Annotated in this window: 19 protein-coding genes; 5 read left to right on the forward strand and 14 right to left on the reverse strand. The window is 74.0% G+C overall.

The features are described 5' to 3' along the window. The first annotated feature begins 34 nt into the window (after window positions 1–34). Entirely contained in the window at window positions 35–709 is a 675-nt protein-coding gene (locus DEJ32_RS03935) for a PadR family transcriptional regulator (RefSeq protein ID WP_258368146.1), read from the forward strand. A gap of 14 nt (window positions 710–723) precedes the next feature. On the opposite strand, the gene DEJ32_RS03940 is transcribed toward DEJ32_RS03935, so the two are convergent. After that, on the reverse strand, window positions 724–1341 hold the full coding sequence (locus DEJ32_RS03940) for an alpha/beta hydrolase (RefSeq protein WP_110824285.1): 618 nt from the start codon (window positions 1339–1341) through the stop codon (window positions 724–726). A 74-nt stretch (window positions 1342–1415) separates the two neighbouring features. Here DEJ32_RS03940 and DEJ32_RS03945 point away from each other — a divergent pair, with 74 nt between their 5' ends. After that, complete coding sequence (locus tag DEJ32_RS03945) at window positions 1416–1970, forward strand: NUDIX hydrolase family protein (RefSeq protein WP_110824284.1); 555 nt, start codon at window positions 1416–1418, stop codon at window positions 1968–1970. A gap of 79 nt (window positions 1971–2049) precedes the next feature. Here DEJ32_RS03945 and DEJ32_RS03950 read toward each other — a convergent pair whose 3' ends face one another. Both DEJ32_RS03950 and DEJ32_RS03955 read right to left on the reverse strand, forming a co-directional pair. Further along, window positions 2050–2250 carry a CsbD family protein gene (locus tag DEJ32_RS03950; RefSeq protein ID WP_110824283.1) on the reverse strand — a complete coding sequence of 67 codons (201 nt, stop codon included), beginning with the start codon at window positions 2248–2250 and terminating at the stop codon, window positions 2050–2052. 116 nt (window positions 2251–2366) lie between these two features. Next, window positions 2367–4013 (reverse strand): DEAD/DEAH box helicase, encoded by a 1647-nt coding sequence (locus tag DEJ32_RS03955; protein ID WP_110900390.1) that lies wholly within the window; start codon window positions 4011–4013, stop codon window positions 2367–2369. A 361-nt stretch (window positions 4014–4374) separates the two neighbouring features. On the opposite strand from DEJ32_RS03955, the gene DEJ32_RS03960 reads away from it, so the two are divergent. Beyond that, window positions 4375–5247, forward strand: a complete 873-nt coding sequence (locus DEJ32_RS03960; RefSeq protein WP_258368892.1) for an endo alpha-1,4 polygalactosaminidase — start codon at window positions 4375–4377, stop codon at window positions 5245–5247. A 97-nt stretch (window positions 5248–5344) separates the two neighbouring features. On the opposite strand, the gene DEJ32_RS03965 is transcribed toward DEJ32_RS03960, so the two are convergent. The 4 genes from DEJ32_RS03965 to DEJ32_RS03980 all read right to left on the reverse strand — a co-directional run bounded on the left by DEJ32_RS03965 (window position 5345) and on the right by DEJ32_RS03980 (window position 7639). Beyond that, the gene (locus DEJ32_RS03965) at window positions 5345–5704 is read right to left on the reverse strand and encodes a GntR family transcriptional regulator (RefSeq protein WP_110900469.1); all 360 of its coding nucleotides are present in this window, start codon (window positions 5702–5704) and stop codon (window positions 5345–5347) included. Between the two features lie 10 nt (window positions 5705–5714). Then, window positions 5715–6347, reverse strand: coding sequence for a DUF1684 domain-containing protein (locus DEJ32_RS03970; RefSeq protein WP_110900391.1), 633 nt, complete (start codon window positions 6345–6347; stop codon window positions 5715–5717). Between the two features lie 70 nt (window positions 6348–6417). After that, window positions 6418–6891: a hypothetical protein gene (locus DEJ32_RS03975; protein ID WP_110900392.1), complete on the reverse strand. Its 474-nt coding sequence runs from the start codon at window positions 6889–6891 to the stop codon at window positions 6418–6420. Window positions 6892–7006: 115 nt separating this feature from the next. Further along, a complete protein-coding gene (locus DEJ32_RS03980) occupies window positions 7007–7639 on the reverse strand; it encodes a GNAT family N-acetyltransferase (protein ID WP_110889298.1) in 633 nt (210 codons plus the stop codon). 95 nt (window positions 7640–7734) lie between these two features. Here DEJ32_RS03980 and DEJ32_RS03985 point away from each other — a divergent pair, with 95 nt between their 5' ends. Together DEJ32_RS03985 and DEJ32_RS03990 are read left to right on the forward strand one after the other, a co-directional pair. After that, a complete protein-coding gene (locus DEJ32_RS03985; RefSeq protein ID WP_110900393.1) occupies window positions 7735–8379 on the forward strand; it encodes a hypothetical protein in 645 nt (214 codons plus the stop codon). Between the two features lie 49 nt (window positions 8380–8428). Beyond that, window positions 8429–8728, forward strand: a complete 300-nt coding sequence (locus DEJ32_RS03990) for a DUF427 domain-containing protein (protein ID WP_110824277.1) — start codon at window positions 8429–8431, stop codon at window positions 8726–8728. A gap of 12 nt (window positions 8729–8740) precedes the next feature. Here the strand turns inward: DEJ32_RS03990 and DEJ32_RS03995 are convergent, their stop codons facing one another. The 7 genes from DEJ32_RS03995 to DEJ32_RS04025 form a co-directional block, all read right to left on the reverse strand. After that, complete coding sequence (locus DEJ32_RS03995; RefSeq protein WP_110900394.1) at window positions 8741–9991, reverse strand: Nramp family divalent metal transporter; 1251 nt, start codon at window positions 9989–9991, stop codon at window positions 8741–8743. Between the two features lie 123 nt (window positions 9992–10114). Further along, a complete protein-coding gene (locus tag DEJ32_RS04000) occupies window positions 10115–10810 on the reverse strand; it encodes a CGNR zinc finger domain-containing protein (RefSeq protein WP_110824275.1) in 696 nt (231 codons plus the stop codon). Window positions 10811–10819: 9 nt separating this feature from the next. Beyond that, a complete protein-coding gene (locus tag DEJ32_RS04005; protein WP_258368893.1) occupies window positions 10820–11338 on the reverse strand; it encodes a SprT-like domain-containing protein in 519 nt (172 codons plus the stop codon). Then, window positions 11335–12168 carry a hypothetical protein gene (locus tag DEJ32_RS04010; RefSeq protein ID WP_110824274.1) on the reverse strand — a complete coding sequence of 278 codons (834 nt, stop codon included), beginning with the start codon at window positions 12166–12168 and terminating at the stop codon, window positions 11335–11337. Before DEJ32_RS04010 ends, DEJ32_RS04005 begins: the two co-directional genes overlap by 4 nt. Before the next feature lie 112 nt (window positions 12169–12280). Continuing rightward, a complete protein-coding gene (locus DEJ32_RS04015) occupies window positions 12281–12991 on the reverse strand; it encodes a DUF4064 domain-containing protein (protein ID WP_110900395.1) in 711 nt (236 codons plus the stop codon). 96 nt (window positions 12992–13087) lie between these two features. After that, window positions 13088–13930, reverse strand: a complete 843-nt coding sequence (locus tag DEJ32_RS04020) for a spermidine synthase (RefSeq protein ID WP_110889293.1) — start codon at window positions 13928–13930, stop codon at window positions 13088–13090. After that, window positions 13923–14297 carry a hypothetical protein gene (locus DEJ32_RS04025; RefSeq protein ID WP_110824271.1) on the reverse strand — a complete coding sequence of 125 codons (375 nt, stop codon included), beginning with the start codon at window positions 14295–14297 and terminating at the stop codon, window positions 13923–13925. Before DEJ32_RS04025 ends, DEJ32_RS04020 begins: the two co-directional genes overlap by 8 nt. Window positions 14298–14315 lie beyond the last annotated feature (18 nt).

A 14315-nucleotide genomic window follows, 5' to 3' on the forward strand; every position in this document is an offset into this window, starting at 1 on the left:
TGGTCGTGGACCATCCTCCACGAAAGGAGTCGTCATGCACTCCATGGACGACCACACCAGCACCACGTCCCCCCGCGGCCCCTTCGGTCGCGGGCCCCGCGGACCCCGCTTCGGCGGCGCCCGCCAGCACCACGGCGTCGGGTTCCCGGGCCGTGACCACGACTCCGCCGGCCGTGGCGGTCGCGGCTCCGGTCCGGGCTTCGGCGGACCCGGCTTCGGCGGACCCGGGTTCGGCCCGGGCTTCGGCGGCGGCTTCGGCCCCGGTCGCGAGCGCCGCCGTCGCGGCGACGTCCGGCTCGCCGTCCTCGGCCTCCTCGGCGAGGGCCCGCAGAACGGGTACGCCGTCATCAAGACCATCGCCGAGCGCACCGGCGGCGCATGGAAGCCGAGCCCCGGTTCGGTCTACCCGACGCTCCAGCAGCTCGTCGACGAAGAGCTCGTCGTCTCGACGGGCGACGGCCGCAAGACGCTCTTCGAACTCACCGACGCCGGACGCGCCGAGGTCGAGGCGAAGGCCGACGAGATCGCCGCCGCGTGGGAGTCCACGCCCGGCATCCCCGACTCGCAGCGGGCGTTCGTCGAGTCCCTCCGCAGGGCGATGGGCGTGCTGCACATGTACCGGACCACCGCCACGGAGGCGCAACTCACCGCCGCCACCGCGAAGGTCGACCAGCTGCGCCGGGACCTCCTCCAGATCCTCGCGGACTGACCGTCCGTCCCGGCTCAGTCGCCGATGAACGCCGCGACGTCCGCCAGCTCCGCCGCGGAGACCGCGTGCGGCAGACCCGGGTAGCTCCGATCGGTCACCCGGGTGTGTGCGGCCGCCCACGCGCTGGTCCTGGCGGTGGCCTCGGCGGGGATGACCGTGTCGGCGTCCCCGTGTCCGAGGAACACCCGTGGTCGGACGGCGGCCAGCCGGTCGTCACGACCGTCGTCGACACCGGGGACCACGAAGCCGGACAGCGAGACGGCGAACGCGAACGCCTCCGGTCGCGTGCGCAGGAGCTGCAGGGCCATCGACCCGCCCTGCGAGAAGCCGAGCAGACCGATCCGCGGGTGGTCGGCCGCGACGGCGTCGATCCAGTCGAGCACGGCGGTCGCGGACGCGTCGGCGGCGGCGGGGTCCGGTGACCCGGGCGTCCCGAGCGGGTACCAGCTGAAGCCGGGCCCCCACGGGTCCGGTGCCCGGAGCGCTGCCACCGTCCACGCCGCGGGCAGGGCCGGTGCCAGACCGAGCAGGTCGTGCTCGTGGGACCCGACCCCGTGCAGGGCGACGAGCAGCGGGGTCCCGACGCGGTCCGCTGCCGACCGGGTCCACTGCACGACGTCCGCATCCACCATGTGGACAACGGTATCCGTCCACCGCCGTGCTCCTCCGGCACCGGATTCGCCGCCTGGCCTGGTAGGAACGGTGCATGGCCTCGCTCCGCACCCCCGACCCCGATCCCGACTCCGGCTCCGGCTGGCTGTCGGACGAGGAACTCGCGACCGTCCGCCGTCGCATGCCCATCACCTACGTGGAGGCCGTCCCGGTGCGCACCGACGGCCTCGGAGTCGTCACGGAGGTCGGCGTGCTGCTGCGCGTGTCCCCGAGCGGATCGATCGCCCGGACGCTCGTCTCCGGTCGCGTGATGTACGGCGAGTCGATCCGCACCGCGCTGTTCCGTCACCTCGAGAAGGACCTCGGGCCGATGGCGTTCCCGCAGCTGCCGCCCAGCCCGAACCCCTTCACGGTCGCGGAGTACTTCCCGCTGCCCGGCGCCTCGGTGTTCACGGACGAGCGGCAGCACGCGATCTCGCTCGCCTACGTCGTGCCGGTCACCGGGACCTGCGAACCCCGGCAGGACGCCCTCGAGCTGACCTGGATGAGTCCGATGGAGGCCGCGTCCGACGCCGTCGCCGACGAGATGGAGGGCGGTCGCGGTGCCCTGCTCCGTGCCGGTCTCGCCTCGGTGGGCGCCCTGCACTGACGGCGTCCCCCGCACACGACGAAGCCCCCGGATCCGATCGGATCCGGGGGCTTCGCAGCGCGGTACGAGACCGGCTTCGTTACTTGTCGTTCTTGAAGGAGTCGGCGACGCCGTGTGCAGCGTCCTTCACGTCGGTGACGCCCTGCTTGGCCGAGGCCTTGCCCTGGTCGGTCTGACCTTCGGCCTTCAGGCGGTCGTTGTCGGTGGCGTTGCCGAAGCCTTCCTTGGCCTTGCCGGCCGCCTTCTCAGCGGCGTTCTTGATGTCTTCGATCCCAGCCATACGTGCTCCTTCCGACGACGGACGATTCCCCGGTGGACGCTCGCGCATCCGCCGGTGACCAGTACCGTACGCGGCGACACCGGGCCGCTCGGAGGAGACGTTGAGGTTGGACCAGGTCAGCGACCGCTGCCGGCCGGACGGGAGGCGCGGCGGGACCCACCACGACGGGCTGCGGGCGCAGCGTCGTCACGCGGGGACCGACCGGCGGCGTAGCCGCCGTCCGATGACCACACCGACGCGGAACCGCCGCGGGTGGTGTCGGAAGCGGCGCGGCGCGGTGCGCCACGGCGCTGGCCGGAGGCGGCACCGCCGGTCGACGCGCCACGGCGGTCGTCGCGACCGGCCGCGTCGGACCGACCACCACGACGGGAACCCGAACCAGCCGTGTCGGTGCCGGCAGCGGAGCGCCCGGCGGAGGACGAGCCTCCCGACCGGCCGCCGGTGCCACCGGCGGGGGCGCCACGACCACGCGAGCGGCCACGACCCTGGCCGGCGGCGTCACCGGAGGACTGGCGACGCGGCTGCTGCTGCTGGACCACGGGGGTGGTGTCCTCGCGGTACGGGGCGACCTCGCCGACGAGCTCGGTCACGGCCGGGGAGGTCGCGGTCACCTGCTGCGGGGTGACCTTGATCGCTGCGGCGCGCATCATCTGCGCGACGTCACGACGCTCGGCGGGCATCGCCACCGTGACGACGTCACCCGAAGAACCGGCACGGGCGGTGCGGCCGGAACGGTGCAGGTACGCCTTGTGCTCGGTGGGCGGGTCGACGTGCACGACGAGCTCGACGGCGTCGACGTGCACACCGCGGGCGGCGACGTCGGTGGCCACGAGGACGAGTGCGTCGCCGGAGGAGAACCGGGCGAGGTTCCGCTCACGGGCACCCTGCGACAGGTTGCCCTGCAGGTCGACGGCCGGGATGCCCTGGCTCGACAGCTGCTTGGCCAGGCGCTTGGCGTGGTGCTTCGTGCGCATGAAGAGGATGCGGCGGCCGGTGCCGGAGGCGAGGGCCTTGACGAGGTCCTTCTTCGCGTCGGCGTCGGCGACCTCGAACAGGTGGTGGGTCATCGCCTCGACCGGGCTGGTCTCGTCGTCGACGGAGTGCATCACCGGGTCGTGCAGGAACTTCTTGACGAGCTTGTCCACGCCGTTGTCGAGCGTGGCGGAGAACAGGAGGCGCTGGCCCTTGACCGGCGTCGCCTGCATGATCTTGGTCACACCGGGCAGGAAGCCCATGTCGGCCATGTGGTCGGCCTCGTCGAGGACGGTGACCTCGATGGCGTCCAGGTGCACGTGGCCCTGCTGCATCAGGTCGGCGAGGCGACCCGGGCAGGCCACGACGATGTCGACGCCGCGGTTGAGCGCCTCGACCTGACGGCCCTGGCCGACGCCACCGAAGATGGTCGTGGTGTTGAGGCCCATCGCCTTGGCGAGGGGGGCGAGCGTCGCGTCGATCTGGGTCGCGAGCTCACGGGTCGGGGCGAGCACGAGGGCACGGGGGCGACCGGCGCGGCGCTGGCGGGGTGCGGCGGCGAGACGGGCGGCGAGGGGGATCGCGAACGCGATCGTCTTGCCGGAGCCGGTGCGGCCACGGCCGAGCACGTCCTTGCCCTTGAGCGAGTCCGGGAGCGTGTCGACCTGGATCGGGAAGGCGTTCTCCTTGCCCTGGCCGACGAGGACGTCGACCATCGGGGCGGGGACACCGAGGTCGGCGAACCGGACGTCGGCGGTGTGGGGGTCCTGTGTGGTGTTCTGGGTGGTCATGGTGACCTCTCGGGCCGTTGCCGGCCGGGAAGGCGCGCGGTCGAGGCCGGCGCGGGCGGGAGCGCACCCGTGAGCGGTCCGTGTCCCGGAGGAGACGGCGCTGGTGGACGGGTGCTGTCGCCGCAGCAGAGAGCCTGGCACCGGTTCCGTCTTCCCGGACGGGTTCCGGGAGGAGGGGAGGTGCGCGATACATCGGTGTCGGTTCCGCGTGTGAGCCGCTGGGGCTCGGTGCGGGACACCGGGAGTTTCGGGGGCGTCCGTACGACGCACGAGGCGATCGGCGCCTCGAGTGGTCCCAGCATAGCGGGCCGGGGACCCGGAGCGGGAGGGGGCGTTCGCGATGAGCGTGCGAGGATGCCTCGTGCGCACCCGGATCACCGTCGTCATGGCCGCCCTCGTGACCCTCGTCACCCTCGCCTCGGCGGGCTGTGCGGGCGCGGGCGGCGAGACCGCGCTGGCGGGTGGTGCCACCGCGCACGCCGACGGGTCCGCCGCTGCGGCTCCCCGGCCGCTCCCGACGACCGGCATCCCCGACTACCAGCTCGGGGGCGGGTACGCCCCGCCCGCCGGCGTCACCGTCGTCGCACGGGACAGCACCGAGCGACCGGCAGCCGACACGTACGGCATCTGCTACGTCAACGGCTTCCAGACCCAGCCCGGTGACCGCGGTTCCTGGCTGTCCGACCACCCGGGAGCGGTCCTCCGGGCGGCGGCCGGCACCCCCGTGCGCGATCCGGGGTGGCCGGACGAGATGCTGCTCGACACCCGGACGGCAGCGGCGCGCGCGACCATCACCGCGGTCCTCGGGCGGACGATCGCCCGGTGCGCGGACCGTGGGTTCGACGCCGTCGAGTTCGACAACCTCGACTCCTGGACCCGGTCCGGCGGCAGGCTCACCCGCTCCGGCAACCTCGCGCTCGCCGCCGCGCTCGTCCGGGCGGCGCACGACGAGGGTCTGGCCGCCGCGCAGAAGAACACCCCGCAGCTCGGCACGGTCGGGCAGCAGCGCACCGGGTTCGACTTCGCGGTGGCCGAGGAGTGCGTGCAGTACGACGAGTGCGCCGCCTACACGGACGTGTACGGCGACCGCGTGGTGGACGTCGAGTACGCGGACACGCTGGAGCAGGACTGGTCGGACGTGTGTGCGATGCCGGACCGCCCACGCATGACGATCCTCCGCGACCGGGACCTCGTGCCGGCCGGCGACGACGGGTACGTCTTCGAGCACTGCTGAGCGTCGCGCCGCGGGCACCGATCGCACTCGGCGACGGGACACGCGCCTCCCGGTACGAGCGGTGTCGCCCGGCGCGGAGTCGGCGCGCTCCGGACCGCTACGCCGGCCAGGCGTCCCGCAGCGCGGCGGCCGCCTGGTCCGCCGACAGGCCGGCCTCGCGCGCAGCAGTCACGAGCGCGGCCGCCGCGGCGGTGACGCTCTCCGGCACCTCGGCCGGTCGCACCACGCGTGTGCCGGCGCCTCGCGCGGTGTGCACGAGCCCGGCCTCCTCGAGCAGCTGGTAGGCCTTGGCGACCGTGCCGGCTGCGAGCCCGAGCTCGGCGGCGAGCCCGCGGACGCTCGGCAGCCGCTCGCCGTCCACGAGGTAGCCGGCGGTGATCTGCGCGGCGAGCTGCGACCGCACCTGTTCGAAGGGCGGCACGCGGCCGCCGGCGTCGATCGCGACGAATCCCGACATGCGGTCCACCCTAGGAGCCGTACCGCTCGCCGACCGGGATCGCCACGGGCACGGTGTTGCCGGGCGGCGCGAGCGGGCACGCCCACGCCGGGTCGTACGCGCACGACGGGTTGTACGCGAAGTTGAAGTCGAGCACGAGCTCCCCGTCGACGCCGCCGAGGTCCGCGCCCTTGATGGTGTCGAGCAGGTAGCGGCCGCCGCCGTAGGTCCCGCCGGGCTTCCCGGCACCGGCGTCCTTCACCGGGACGAACAGCCCGCCCGCGTAGCCGCCGTGCGACCACACGTCGAGCGTGCCGACGCCGGGGACCTCCACGACGCCGAGGCGGTCGAAGTGCACGACGCCGTCGGTGCCGGTCTCGACGTCGAGCGACTGCGGGGCCGCCTCCTCGATGCGGAGCCGGAAGCGCCACGCGGGGTCGTAGTCGGGGACGGGGAGGGACGAGAACGCGGCTGCGTCCTCGGGGAGGAGCGGGCTCGCGGGGTGTCCGGCGAACATGGCGTCGCGACCCTCGCGCCACAGCGCGTGTGCGGCCTCGGGGGTCGCGGCGGCCCGCGCCCGCCGGTACAGGTCGAAGGTCCGACGCCGCCAGTCGACGGTGGCGAGGGTGCTTCGGACGCGGTCGGCGGTCTCCGTCTGGGTCACGTCGCCGAGCGTACGCCCGGCCGGTGACGCCGCTCCGGGCCTGGAGGCGCGGTCGCGGGGTCTGCTCGGGTCACGCCCGCCAGGTGGGCGCGAGGGCCCGCATCCGGAACGCCCGCCACTGCCAGATGACCCACATACCGGGCCAGAGCGCCACTCCGAGGAGCGCCGGCCGGGTCCGGTAGGTCAGCCGGTCGCGGAACAGCGTGCGCCCGCCCGGCAGCGCGGAGACGGCCATCCGGTGGCGCATGTCCATCCGGGCGAACAGCCCGCTCGTGCCGCCGCCGCGGTCGACCTGCACGGGGACGCCCTCGGTCTCGTGCAGGTCGATGTCGACGTGGCTCGAGCCGCTCGGGAGGACACCGAACGTCGACGCGCTGATCGGGTGCGGGTCGTGCGGTGTCCAGTGCTCGGGGAACCCGTCGGGGTCGAGCGACCGGTAGACCAGGAACGGCTTCGTGACGGCGACCATGACGGACGGCCGGAGGAGGGCGTCCCGGACGGCGTCCACGGGTGCGTCCAGTTCGATGCGGAGTCCGACGTGCATGGGGCGGACGCTACCCGGGCGTGCTGGGGTGCCGTCGCGCGGGCACGGGCGCGGGCACGGGCACGGGCGCGGGCACGGCACGGCGTCGGCGGCGGGAGGGCCACCGCCGGGACCGTCAGGCGTGCCGGGCGGAGCGGCGGCGCGACCCTTCCGCGCGGTCATGGCTGCGCAGACGTTCAGCGAGGGAGAGCCGGACGGTCGGCCACTCGGACTGGATGACCGAGAACACCACGGTGTCGCGGAGGCTGCCGTCGCGGCCGAGGGCGTGGTTCCGGAGCACCCCGTCCTGCTTGGCGCCGAGGCCCGCGATGGCGGCGCGGGACCGGGTGTTGTGCCAGTGCGTCCGGAACTCGACCGCGATGCACTGCCACACGTCGAAGGCGTGCGAGAGCATGAGCAGCTTCGCCTCGGTGTTGATGCCGGTGCGCTGGGCGGAGGCGCCGAGGAACGTCGCACCGATCTCGACCCGGCGGTTGTCCCGGTCGATGTCGAGGAACGTGGTGGCGCCGACGACCCGTCCGGTGGGGCGGTCCCGCACGGCGAACGGCACCATCCGACCGGCGGCCTGCTCGGCGAGTCGCCGGTCGACCTCCTCGTCGACCCCCGCTGGCGTGGGCACGCGGGTGTACCAGGCGCGCCAGAGGTCGCCGTCCGCGACGGCCGCCCGCAGGTCGTCCGCGTGCTCGTGCGACAGGGGCTCGAGCGTGACGCGGTCGCCGGTGAGGGTGGGCGCGGGGTCGGTCTCCATGGCAGTGGATCGTACCGGGCACACCGGACACGGCAGCTGCGCGGGACCGCTCGGAGCGTGCTCGGCCGAGGTCCCGCCGCGACTATCGTGTCGGCGTGCAGGAACGAGGACAGCAGCGGTACCAGGTGCGGTTCGGGTGGGGTGTCCCGGGAGCGGCGCGGGTCGCCGCCGATGCGCACCTGCTCGTGTGGGTGGACGTGCTCCCGGCGGCCGCCTTCCCCGACGACGTCCGCGCCGATGACGTCCGGCACGACGACGTCCGCCACCACGACGTCCACCGGGGTGTGCCGCTCGGGCAGCTGCCCGACGGGCCGGAGGTCGTGCTCGGTCACCTCGGCAACACCGCGGCGGTCGCCGGACGGGTGGCGCGCCTCCAGGCCGAGCGGGGCGACCGCTGCGTCGTCGCGGTGGTCGCGGCCGGCCACGTCGACGGACCCGTCGGCGGCGACGCGGCCGCCGAGGCGGGCGAGGCACCGGACGTCCGGACGGTCCCGGAGTTCGCCGTGGAGGACCTGCTCGGCGCCGGCGCGGTCGTCGACGCGCTCGTCGAGTCCGGCATCGACCACACGTCCCCGGAGGCCGCGGCGGCGTGCGCCGCCTGGACGGGCCTCCGTCGGGCGGCGAAGCACCTCGTCACGGCCTCCGAGTCCGCCGCCGTGCTCGGCGCCGAGCAGGTGCACGCGGCGCTCGCCGTGGGTCCCGACCTGGTCACGCTGCGACCGTCCACCGCACGGGCGTAGGGTCCCGGTCGGACGCCGTCGGACCGACGGCCGGAACGAGGAGGAAGTCATGCAGGCAGTGATCGGCGACACCGTCATCGCGGAGGCCCCGGAGGCGGACCTCATCCAGATCGAGGGCAACTGGTACTTCCCGCCGGCGAGCGTGAAGACCGAGCTGTTCAGCGAGAGCCCCACCCAGTACCACTGCCCGTGGAAGGGCGACACCCAGTACTGGACCGTGACGGTCGACGGGCAGGAGCACGTGGACAACGCCTGGTCCTACCCGGAGCCGATCCCGTCGTCGTTCGACCGCGTCGGCCAGGACTACAGCGGCTACGTGGCGTTCTGGAAGGACGTGCGGGTCTCCTAGGAGCCGCGCGGCTCAGCCCGTGACGGTGAGCACGATGAGCGCCACGTTGAGGGCGACGATCACCGTGGCGATGAGCCAGGCCACGACCCGGGTGCCGACGGCGTTGACGTCGGCACCCATCACGCTCCGCCGGGACGTGTAGGCGACGAGCGGCACGATCGCGAACGCGATGCCGAAGCTCAGCACGACCTGGCTGATGACGAGCAGCTGGGTGGCGTCGGCGTCGAGCGCGAGCAGGACGATCGCGGGGACGAGCGTGACGAGCCGCCGCACCACGAGCGGCACCCGCACGCGCAGCAGCCCGTGCATGATCTCCGCGCCGGCCATGCAGCCGACCGAGGTCGACGCCAGCCCCGACGCGAGCAGTCCGATCGCGAACAGCACCCCGACGACCGGACCGACGTTCTCGGCGATGGCCCGCTGGGCCCCGGGGATCGAGTCGGTGCCGTCGACGCCCTGCAGCGTGGCGGCGGCGAGGACGAGCATGCTGATGTTCACGCCGCCGGCCACGACCAGGGCCAGGCCGACGTCCCAGCGGGTGGCGACGAGGATCCGGTGCCGTTCGGGACCGGCCGGGACGTCCCCGTGCCGGTCGCGGGCCAGGGCGGAGTGCAGGTACACGGCGTGCGGCATGACGGTCGCGCCGAGCATCGAGGCGGCGAGCAGCACGGACCCGGAGTCGGCGAACCGGGGCGCGATGCCGGCGACGAGCTCGCCGGGGGACACCTGCGCGAACAGCAGCCCGGCGCAGAACCCGATCGTGAGGACCGCGAGCATCGCCGTGACGACCGCCTCGAAGGTCCGGGCGCCCCGGCGGTTCTGCAGCAGGAGGATCGCCATCGAGACGACGCCGGTGATCAGCCCGCCGGCGACGAGGGGCACGCCGAAGAGCAGGTGCAGGGCGAGTGCGCCGCCGATGACCTCGGCCACGTCGGTCGCCGCCGCGACCACCTCGGCCTGCGCCCAGAACAGCAGGCGCGGCGTGCGGCGCATCTTCAGGCCGAGCAGTTCCGGCAGCGACTTCCCGGTGACGATGCCGAGCTTCGCCGACAGGTACTGCACCACGACCGCGCTCGCGTTGGCGGCCACGAGCACCCAGAGCAGCAGGTACCCGTACCGGGCGCCGGCGGTGAGGTTCGCGGCGACGTTGCCCGGGTCGACGTAGGCGATGGCGGCGACGAAGGCCGGTCCGAGCAGTCCGAGCCCGGCGGCACGTCGACCGGGCGGGCGCTGGCTCACGACCGGGGCGGCGGTGTCCGTCATGCGGTCAGCATGCCAGAGAGTTCGGTGCACCGAATCCAGGGTTTCGGTGCCGCACCAGATCGGGCGGACCGCGGCCCGCTGCCGGACCCGCTGCCGGACCCGCTGCTCGCAGCTCGGTGTCGGTCAGACGCCTGCGCGGCGGGCCCGATGCGCCCGCACCTTCGCCCGGTTCCCGCAGCGCTGCATGGAGCACCAGCGTCGGGTGCCGCCGCGCGAGGAGTCGTAGAACACCAGGCCGCAGTCCGGCGCGGAGCACCGGCTGAGCCGCGCGGACCGGCCCTCGGCCTCGAGGTCGTCGAAGCCGACCTCGGTGAGCAGGGCGACGGCGTCGCGGGCGACGCTCGAGAGCGCCTGCGCGAGCCGGACGCGGTTCGCCCCGGCACGGCGTCGACCACCCGGGAGGCTCGGGGGCACGTCCGGCAGTGCGGCGAACAGGTTGACGGTGTCGATGTCGTCCGGCACGGGACGGGTGCGTCCCGTCCCGGCACGGAGGCCCGCGGCGACGGCGGTGCGCTCGCCCGCGGAGTCGGCGGCAGCGGGTGCCGCGGCGACGGCGAGGCGGGCGATCGCGGCCCGGAGCGCACGGGCGTCCTGCAGTTCGCGCGCGGTGGCGCCGACGTCGATCGGTTCGGTGTGCAGGCCGAGCCACTCGTCCAGGTCGGCCGGGGTCGCGAGCAGTTCACCGAGGTGCCCACGCGGACGGCGCCGGTCGGGGTCGTCGGTGAACCCGCCGGTGTGCGCGAAGTCGAGGGCAATGCGTCCCGCGTCGAAGAACCACGAGGACCCGGCATCGGTCCGGATGTCCTGCCCTGTTCGCATCCGCCCAGGCTAACGGGTGTGCGGCGCGCCTCCGAAACGATCTGCCGGGGCTGGGCTAGTCGTCTCCGTCATCCCGGGCAGGCGTCGCGTCCATGCGATGACGTTCCGCTCGTCGAACCGGCGCGAGCACCGGGCGCAGGCCAGCGGGCGCGTGGGGGTCCGGTACCGGAAGTGCTCGTGTCCGGCCGGGCAGTGCCCCACCCACGGCGCCAGTTCGCTCGCGATCGGTCCGTCGTGCAGCCGCGACCCGCTGTACCCGAGGGCACGGGCCGTCCGGCGCCACGAGGGCCCGTGGCCGGCGCGTGGCCCGCTCAGGGCGTGCGCGATCTCGTGCAGGAGGACCTGCTCGACGTCGTCGGGAGCGAAGCGGACGGCGAGATGCCGGCTCACGGTGATGCGGCGCCGGGCGAAGTCGCACTGGCCGGCTCGGGTCTTCGCGTTGTCGAACGCGAAGGTCCAGGAGCCGTCGGGCAGGTGGGCGCCCATCAGCTCGGCAGCCCGGGACCGGACGTGGTCGAGTGCGGTCACTGCTCCCCGAGCGGACCCTGGCCCTCGTCGGACCGGTCCTTCCGGGCGGACAGGCGGCCCCAGAGCGAGTCGCCCTCGGTCCGGGCGGCGTCGGGTGCACCGAGCACGCGGCGTCGGATCGGCGGGATCTGCTTCTCCGGTTCGGCCATGCGCGTCTGCGGTTCGCCCTCGGTGCGGACCGCGACCTCGCGGGCGGTCCGCGGTCGAGCGGCCTCCGGCTCCGGGGCGGGCTGCGCCATGGAGGCCCGGAGTGCGGCCTCGACGGCCGTGCGGAGCGCTTCGGTGCGCTCGGACGGTGCTCCGGCAGCGCGGAAGGCGTCGTACGCGCGGCTGAGGACGGCGCGTGCCTCCTCGAACCGGGAGAGCTCGTAGAGGGACCAGCCCTCGAGTTCGGCGGCGGCGCCCTCCAGCTCCGGCCACTCCTCTGTCGCGGCCGTGTCGCGCGCCATCGAGGCCTCGGTGGCGGCGCGCTCGTAGCGCCCGAGGTCGTGCAGGACGTGTGCGCGGCGGATGCGTGCGCCGACCTTGTCCTGGCGTTCCCCGGTGAACATCGTCAGCCGGAACACCTCCTCGGCCACGGTGAGCGACTCGTCCAGGCGGCCGAGCAGACGGAGCAGTTCGGCGCGCTCGGCGAGGGCGTCGGTGCTCCGGCTCTGGCCGAGGTCGCGCAGGCGGTCCTGCACGACCTGGACGTCGACGGCCGGGCGGAGGCTGATCGGTGCGAAGGTGCTGCCCGGGCTGACCCCGGCGGTCACCGGGGCGGCATGACGGGGCTCCCGGGCCTGGTCGGTCCGGTCGTGGTCTCGGCGTTCGTCGGGCGGGAGGGACATCACGGTCGAGGGTATCCGCGCGATCCCCTGAGGTCCCCGTGCCACGCGCACGGAACGCGCACGGCCCGCCCCGGATGCACCGGGACGGGCCGTGTCGGTCGGCGTCGAGCGGTCAGCGGGCCCCGGCGACGGCGGCGGCGATCGAGGCGCCGTAGGCGACGAAGAACGCGATGCCGGCGAGGACGGCGAGGACGATCGCCAGGACGCCCCACACCCGGCCGCGTCCCGTGGCGGTGGCGATGATGCCCTGCACGAGGGCCCAGAGCCCGATGACGAAGCCGATGCCCGCTACGACCAAGGCACTGCCGACGGCGCCCATCACGGCGGGGTCCGACATGAGCTCCTGCGACATCTGCTGCTGGTCGACGGTGCCGGAGCCGCCGCTGCGCATGAGCTCCCGGAACGACTCGCTCGCCCCGATGCCGCTGCCGAACAACCAGCCGCCGACGGCACCGAGCACGAGGGCCACGACCCCCAGGCCGAACGCCACGACCCCCAGGGTGCGCTTCCGCTTCACCGAGCCGTCGTGCGCCTGCCAGGCGGGAGCGGCGCCGTGCTGCTGGTCCCACTGCTGCGGCTGCCCGTACTGCGGCTGCCCGTGCTGCTGGTGCCCGTACTGGTCGCCGTGCTGCTGCTGCCCGTACTGCTGGTCGCCGTGCTGCTGCTGGCCCCACTGCGGCGCGGACTGCTGGCCGTACTGCTGCGTCGGCTGGTCCTCGTACCGCGGTGCCGAACCGTGCTCGGGCGTGATGCGCTCGCCGTAGCGCGGCTGGTCCTGCTCGCCGTGGCCCTGCGGGGCTGGGGTGCGATCGTCGTTGGTCATCGGCGGCCTCCTCGTGGTGTGCGGTCGCGCGCTGGCGCGGCGTGCCCCCATCCTGGCAGCGTCCGCACCGCGAGGGACGCCGTCCGCAGCCGCTGCTCAGGCGCCGAAGACGGACCGGTTCGGCTCGGGCGACCCGACGGCCGTGGTGTCGGTGACGATGGGCGCCCCCGCGATGAAGGACCGCAGCTCGTCGCCGTGCACGACCTTGCTCGGCAGCGGGTCGGAGGAGTACCGCCGCGGCATCTCCGCGATCGGCAGGGCACCGGGGGACCCGAGCAGCACGATGTTGCCGAACCGCCGGCCCTTGAGCATCCCGGTGTCCGCGACCACCGCGACGGACGGCAGCACCGACTGCAGCGTCGCTGCCTGCCCACGGGCGAAGGCCAGGCCGGCACCGTCGGCGACGTTCACCGCGACCATGCCGGTCGGGGACAGGAAGGAGGCGACCGAGCGGTAGAACTCCACGCTCGTCACGTGCGCGGGGGTGCGTGCGCCGCTGAAGACGTCGACGACGGCCAGGTCCACGGTGCCGCGGAGACCGGCCGGCAGCTTCTCGAGGACCTCGCGGGCGTCGCCGTACCGCACGCGGATCGAGGCGCCGCGGGGGAACGGCAGGGCGTCCCGCACGTGGTCGACCAGGTCCCGCTCGAGCTCGATGACCTGCTGCCGCGAACCCGGTCGGGTGACCGCGACGTACCGCGGCAGGGTCAATGCGCCGGCGCCGAGGTGCAGTGCGGTGACCGGCCCCGGCGGCAGGAGGTCGATCGCGTGCCCGATCCGCCGGATGTACTCGAACGCCAGGTGTGTCGGGTCCTCGAGGTCGACGTGTGACTGCGGCGTGCCGTCGACCACCAGGGTGAACGAGCCCGGCCGGTGCTTGTCCGGCTCGACCACCGCGTACCCAGCACCGACCCGGAACCCGTCGAACGCATCAGCCATGGGTCGATGGAACACCATCGCGGCCCGCGACCTCGCGGAGGTGCTGCGCGGTCCGCTCCGTGAGGAACGCGCACAGCCGGCCGACCGCCAGGACCTCGGTGGCCAGGGTCATCACCTGCTCCGCGGAGACCTGCGCGTCGGTCTCGCGGGCCTCGAACGTCACGGTCCACTCCGGCGAGCCGCCGATCTCACGCTTCAGGTAGACCTCGGTGCCGGACGTGCCCAGCCGGGCCACGATGAGCGCGGTGTCGATGAGGGAACCGTCCCACGACACGTCGATCGCCCGTGGGTCGGCAGCGTCGCCGGCGTCGTGCGCACGGAACTCCGCGATCCAGCTGGAGAGCTCCTCGCTCGAGAGACTGGGCATGCGACCAGGATACGAACC

It is taken from the genome of Curtobacterium sp. MCPF17_046 (genome assembly GCF_003224295.1).
Taxonomy (GTDB): domain Bacteria; phylum Actinomycetota; class Actinomycetes; order Actinomycetales; family Microbacteriaceae; genus Curtobacterium.

Excerpts from the sequence above, each read along its gene's own strand:
- DEJ32_RS04010 (WP_110824274.1), bottom strand. The coding sequence starts at position 12,168 with ATGTCCCTCCCGCCCGACGAACGCCGAGACCACGACCGGACCGACCAG.
- DEJ32_RS03990 (WP_110824277.1), top strand. The coding sequence starts at position 8,429 with ATGCAGGCAGTGATCGGCGACACCGTCATCGCGGAGGCCCCGGAGGCG.
- DEJ32_RS03935 (WP_258368146.1), top strand. The coding sequence starts at position 35 with ATGCACTCCATGGACGACCACACCAGCACCACGTCCCCCCGCGGCCCC.
- DEJ32_RS04015 (WP_110900395.1), bottom strand. The coding sequence starts at position 12,991 with ATGACCAACGACGATCGCACCCCAGCCCCGCAGGGCCACGGCGAGCAG.
- DEJ32_RS04025 (WP_110824271.1), bottom strand. The coding sequence starts at position 14,297 with ATGCCCAGTCTCTCGAGCGAGGAGCTCTCCAGCTGGATCGCGGAGTTC.
- DEJ32_RS03980 (WP_110889298.1), bottom strand. The coding sequence starts at position 7,639 with ATGGAGACCGACCCCGCGCCCACCCTCACCGGCGACCGCGTCACGCTC.
- DEJ32_RS03995 (WP_110900394.1), bottom strand. The coding sequence starts at position 9,991 with ATGACGGACACCGCCGCCCCGGTCGTGAGCCAGCGCCCGCCCGGTCGA.
- DEJ32_RS03965 (WP_110900469.1), bottom strand. The coding sequence starts at position 5,704 with ATGTCGGGATTCGTCGCGATCGACGCCGGCGGCCGCGTGCCGCCCTTC.
- DEJ32_RS04000 (WP_110824275.1), bottom strand. The coding sequence starts at position 10,810 with ATGCGAACAGGGCAGGACATCCGGACCGATGCCGGGTCCTCGTGGTTC.
- DEJ32_RS03955 (WP_110900390.1), bottom strand. The coding sequence starts at position 4,013 with ATGACCACCCAGAACACCACACAGGACCCCCACACCGCCGACGTCCGG.
- DEJ32_RS03950 (WP_110824283.1), bottom strand. The coding sequence starts at position 2,250 with ATGGCTGGGATCGAAGACATCAAGAACGCCGCTGAGAAGGCGGCCGGC.
- DEJ32_RS04020 (WP_110889293.1), bottom strand. The coding sequence starts at position 13,930 with ATGGCTGATGCGTTCGACGGGTTCCGGGTCGGTGCTGGGTACGCGGTG.
- DEJ32_RS03975 (WP_110900392.1), bottom strand. The coding sequence starts at position 6,891 with ATGCACGTCGGACTCCGCATCGAACTGGACGCACCCGTGGACGCCGTC.
- DEJ32_RS03940 (WP_110824285.1), bottom strand. The coding sequence starts at position 1,341 with ATGGTGGATGCGGACGTCGTGCAGTGGACCCGGTCGGCAGCGGACCGC.
- DEJ32_RS03945 (WP_110824284.1), top strand. The coding sequence starts at position 1,416 with ATGGCCTCGCTCCGCACCCCCGACCCCGATCCCGACTCCGGCTCCGGC.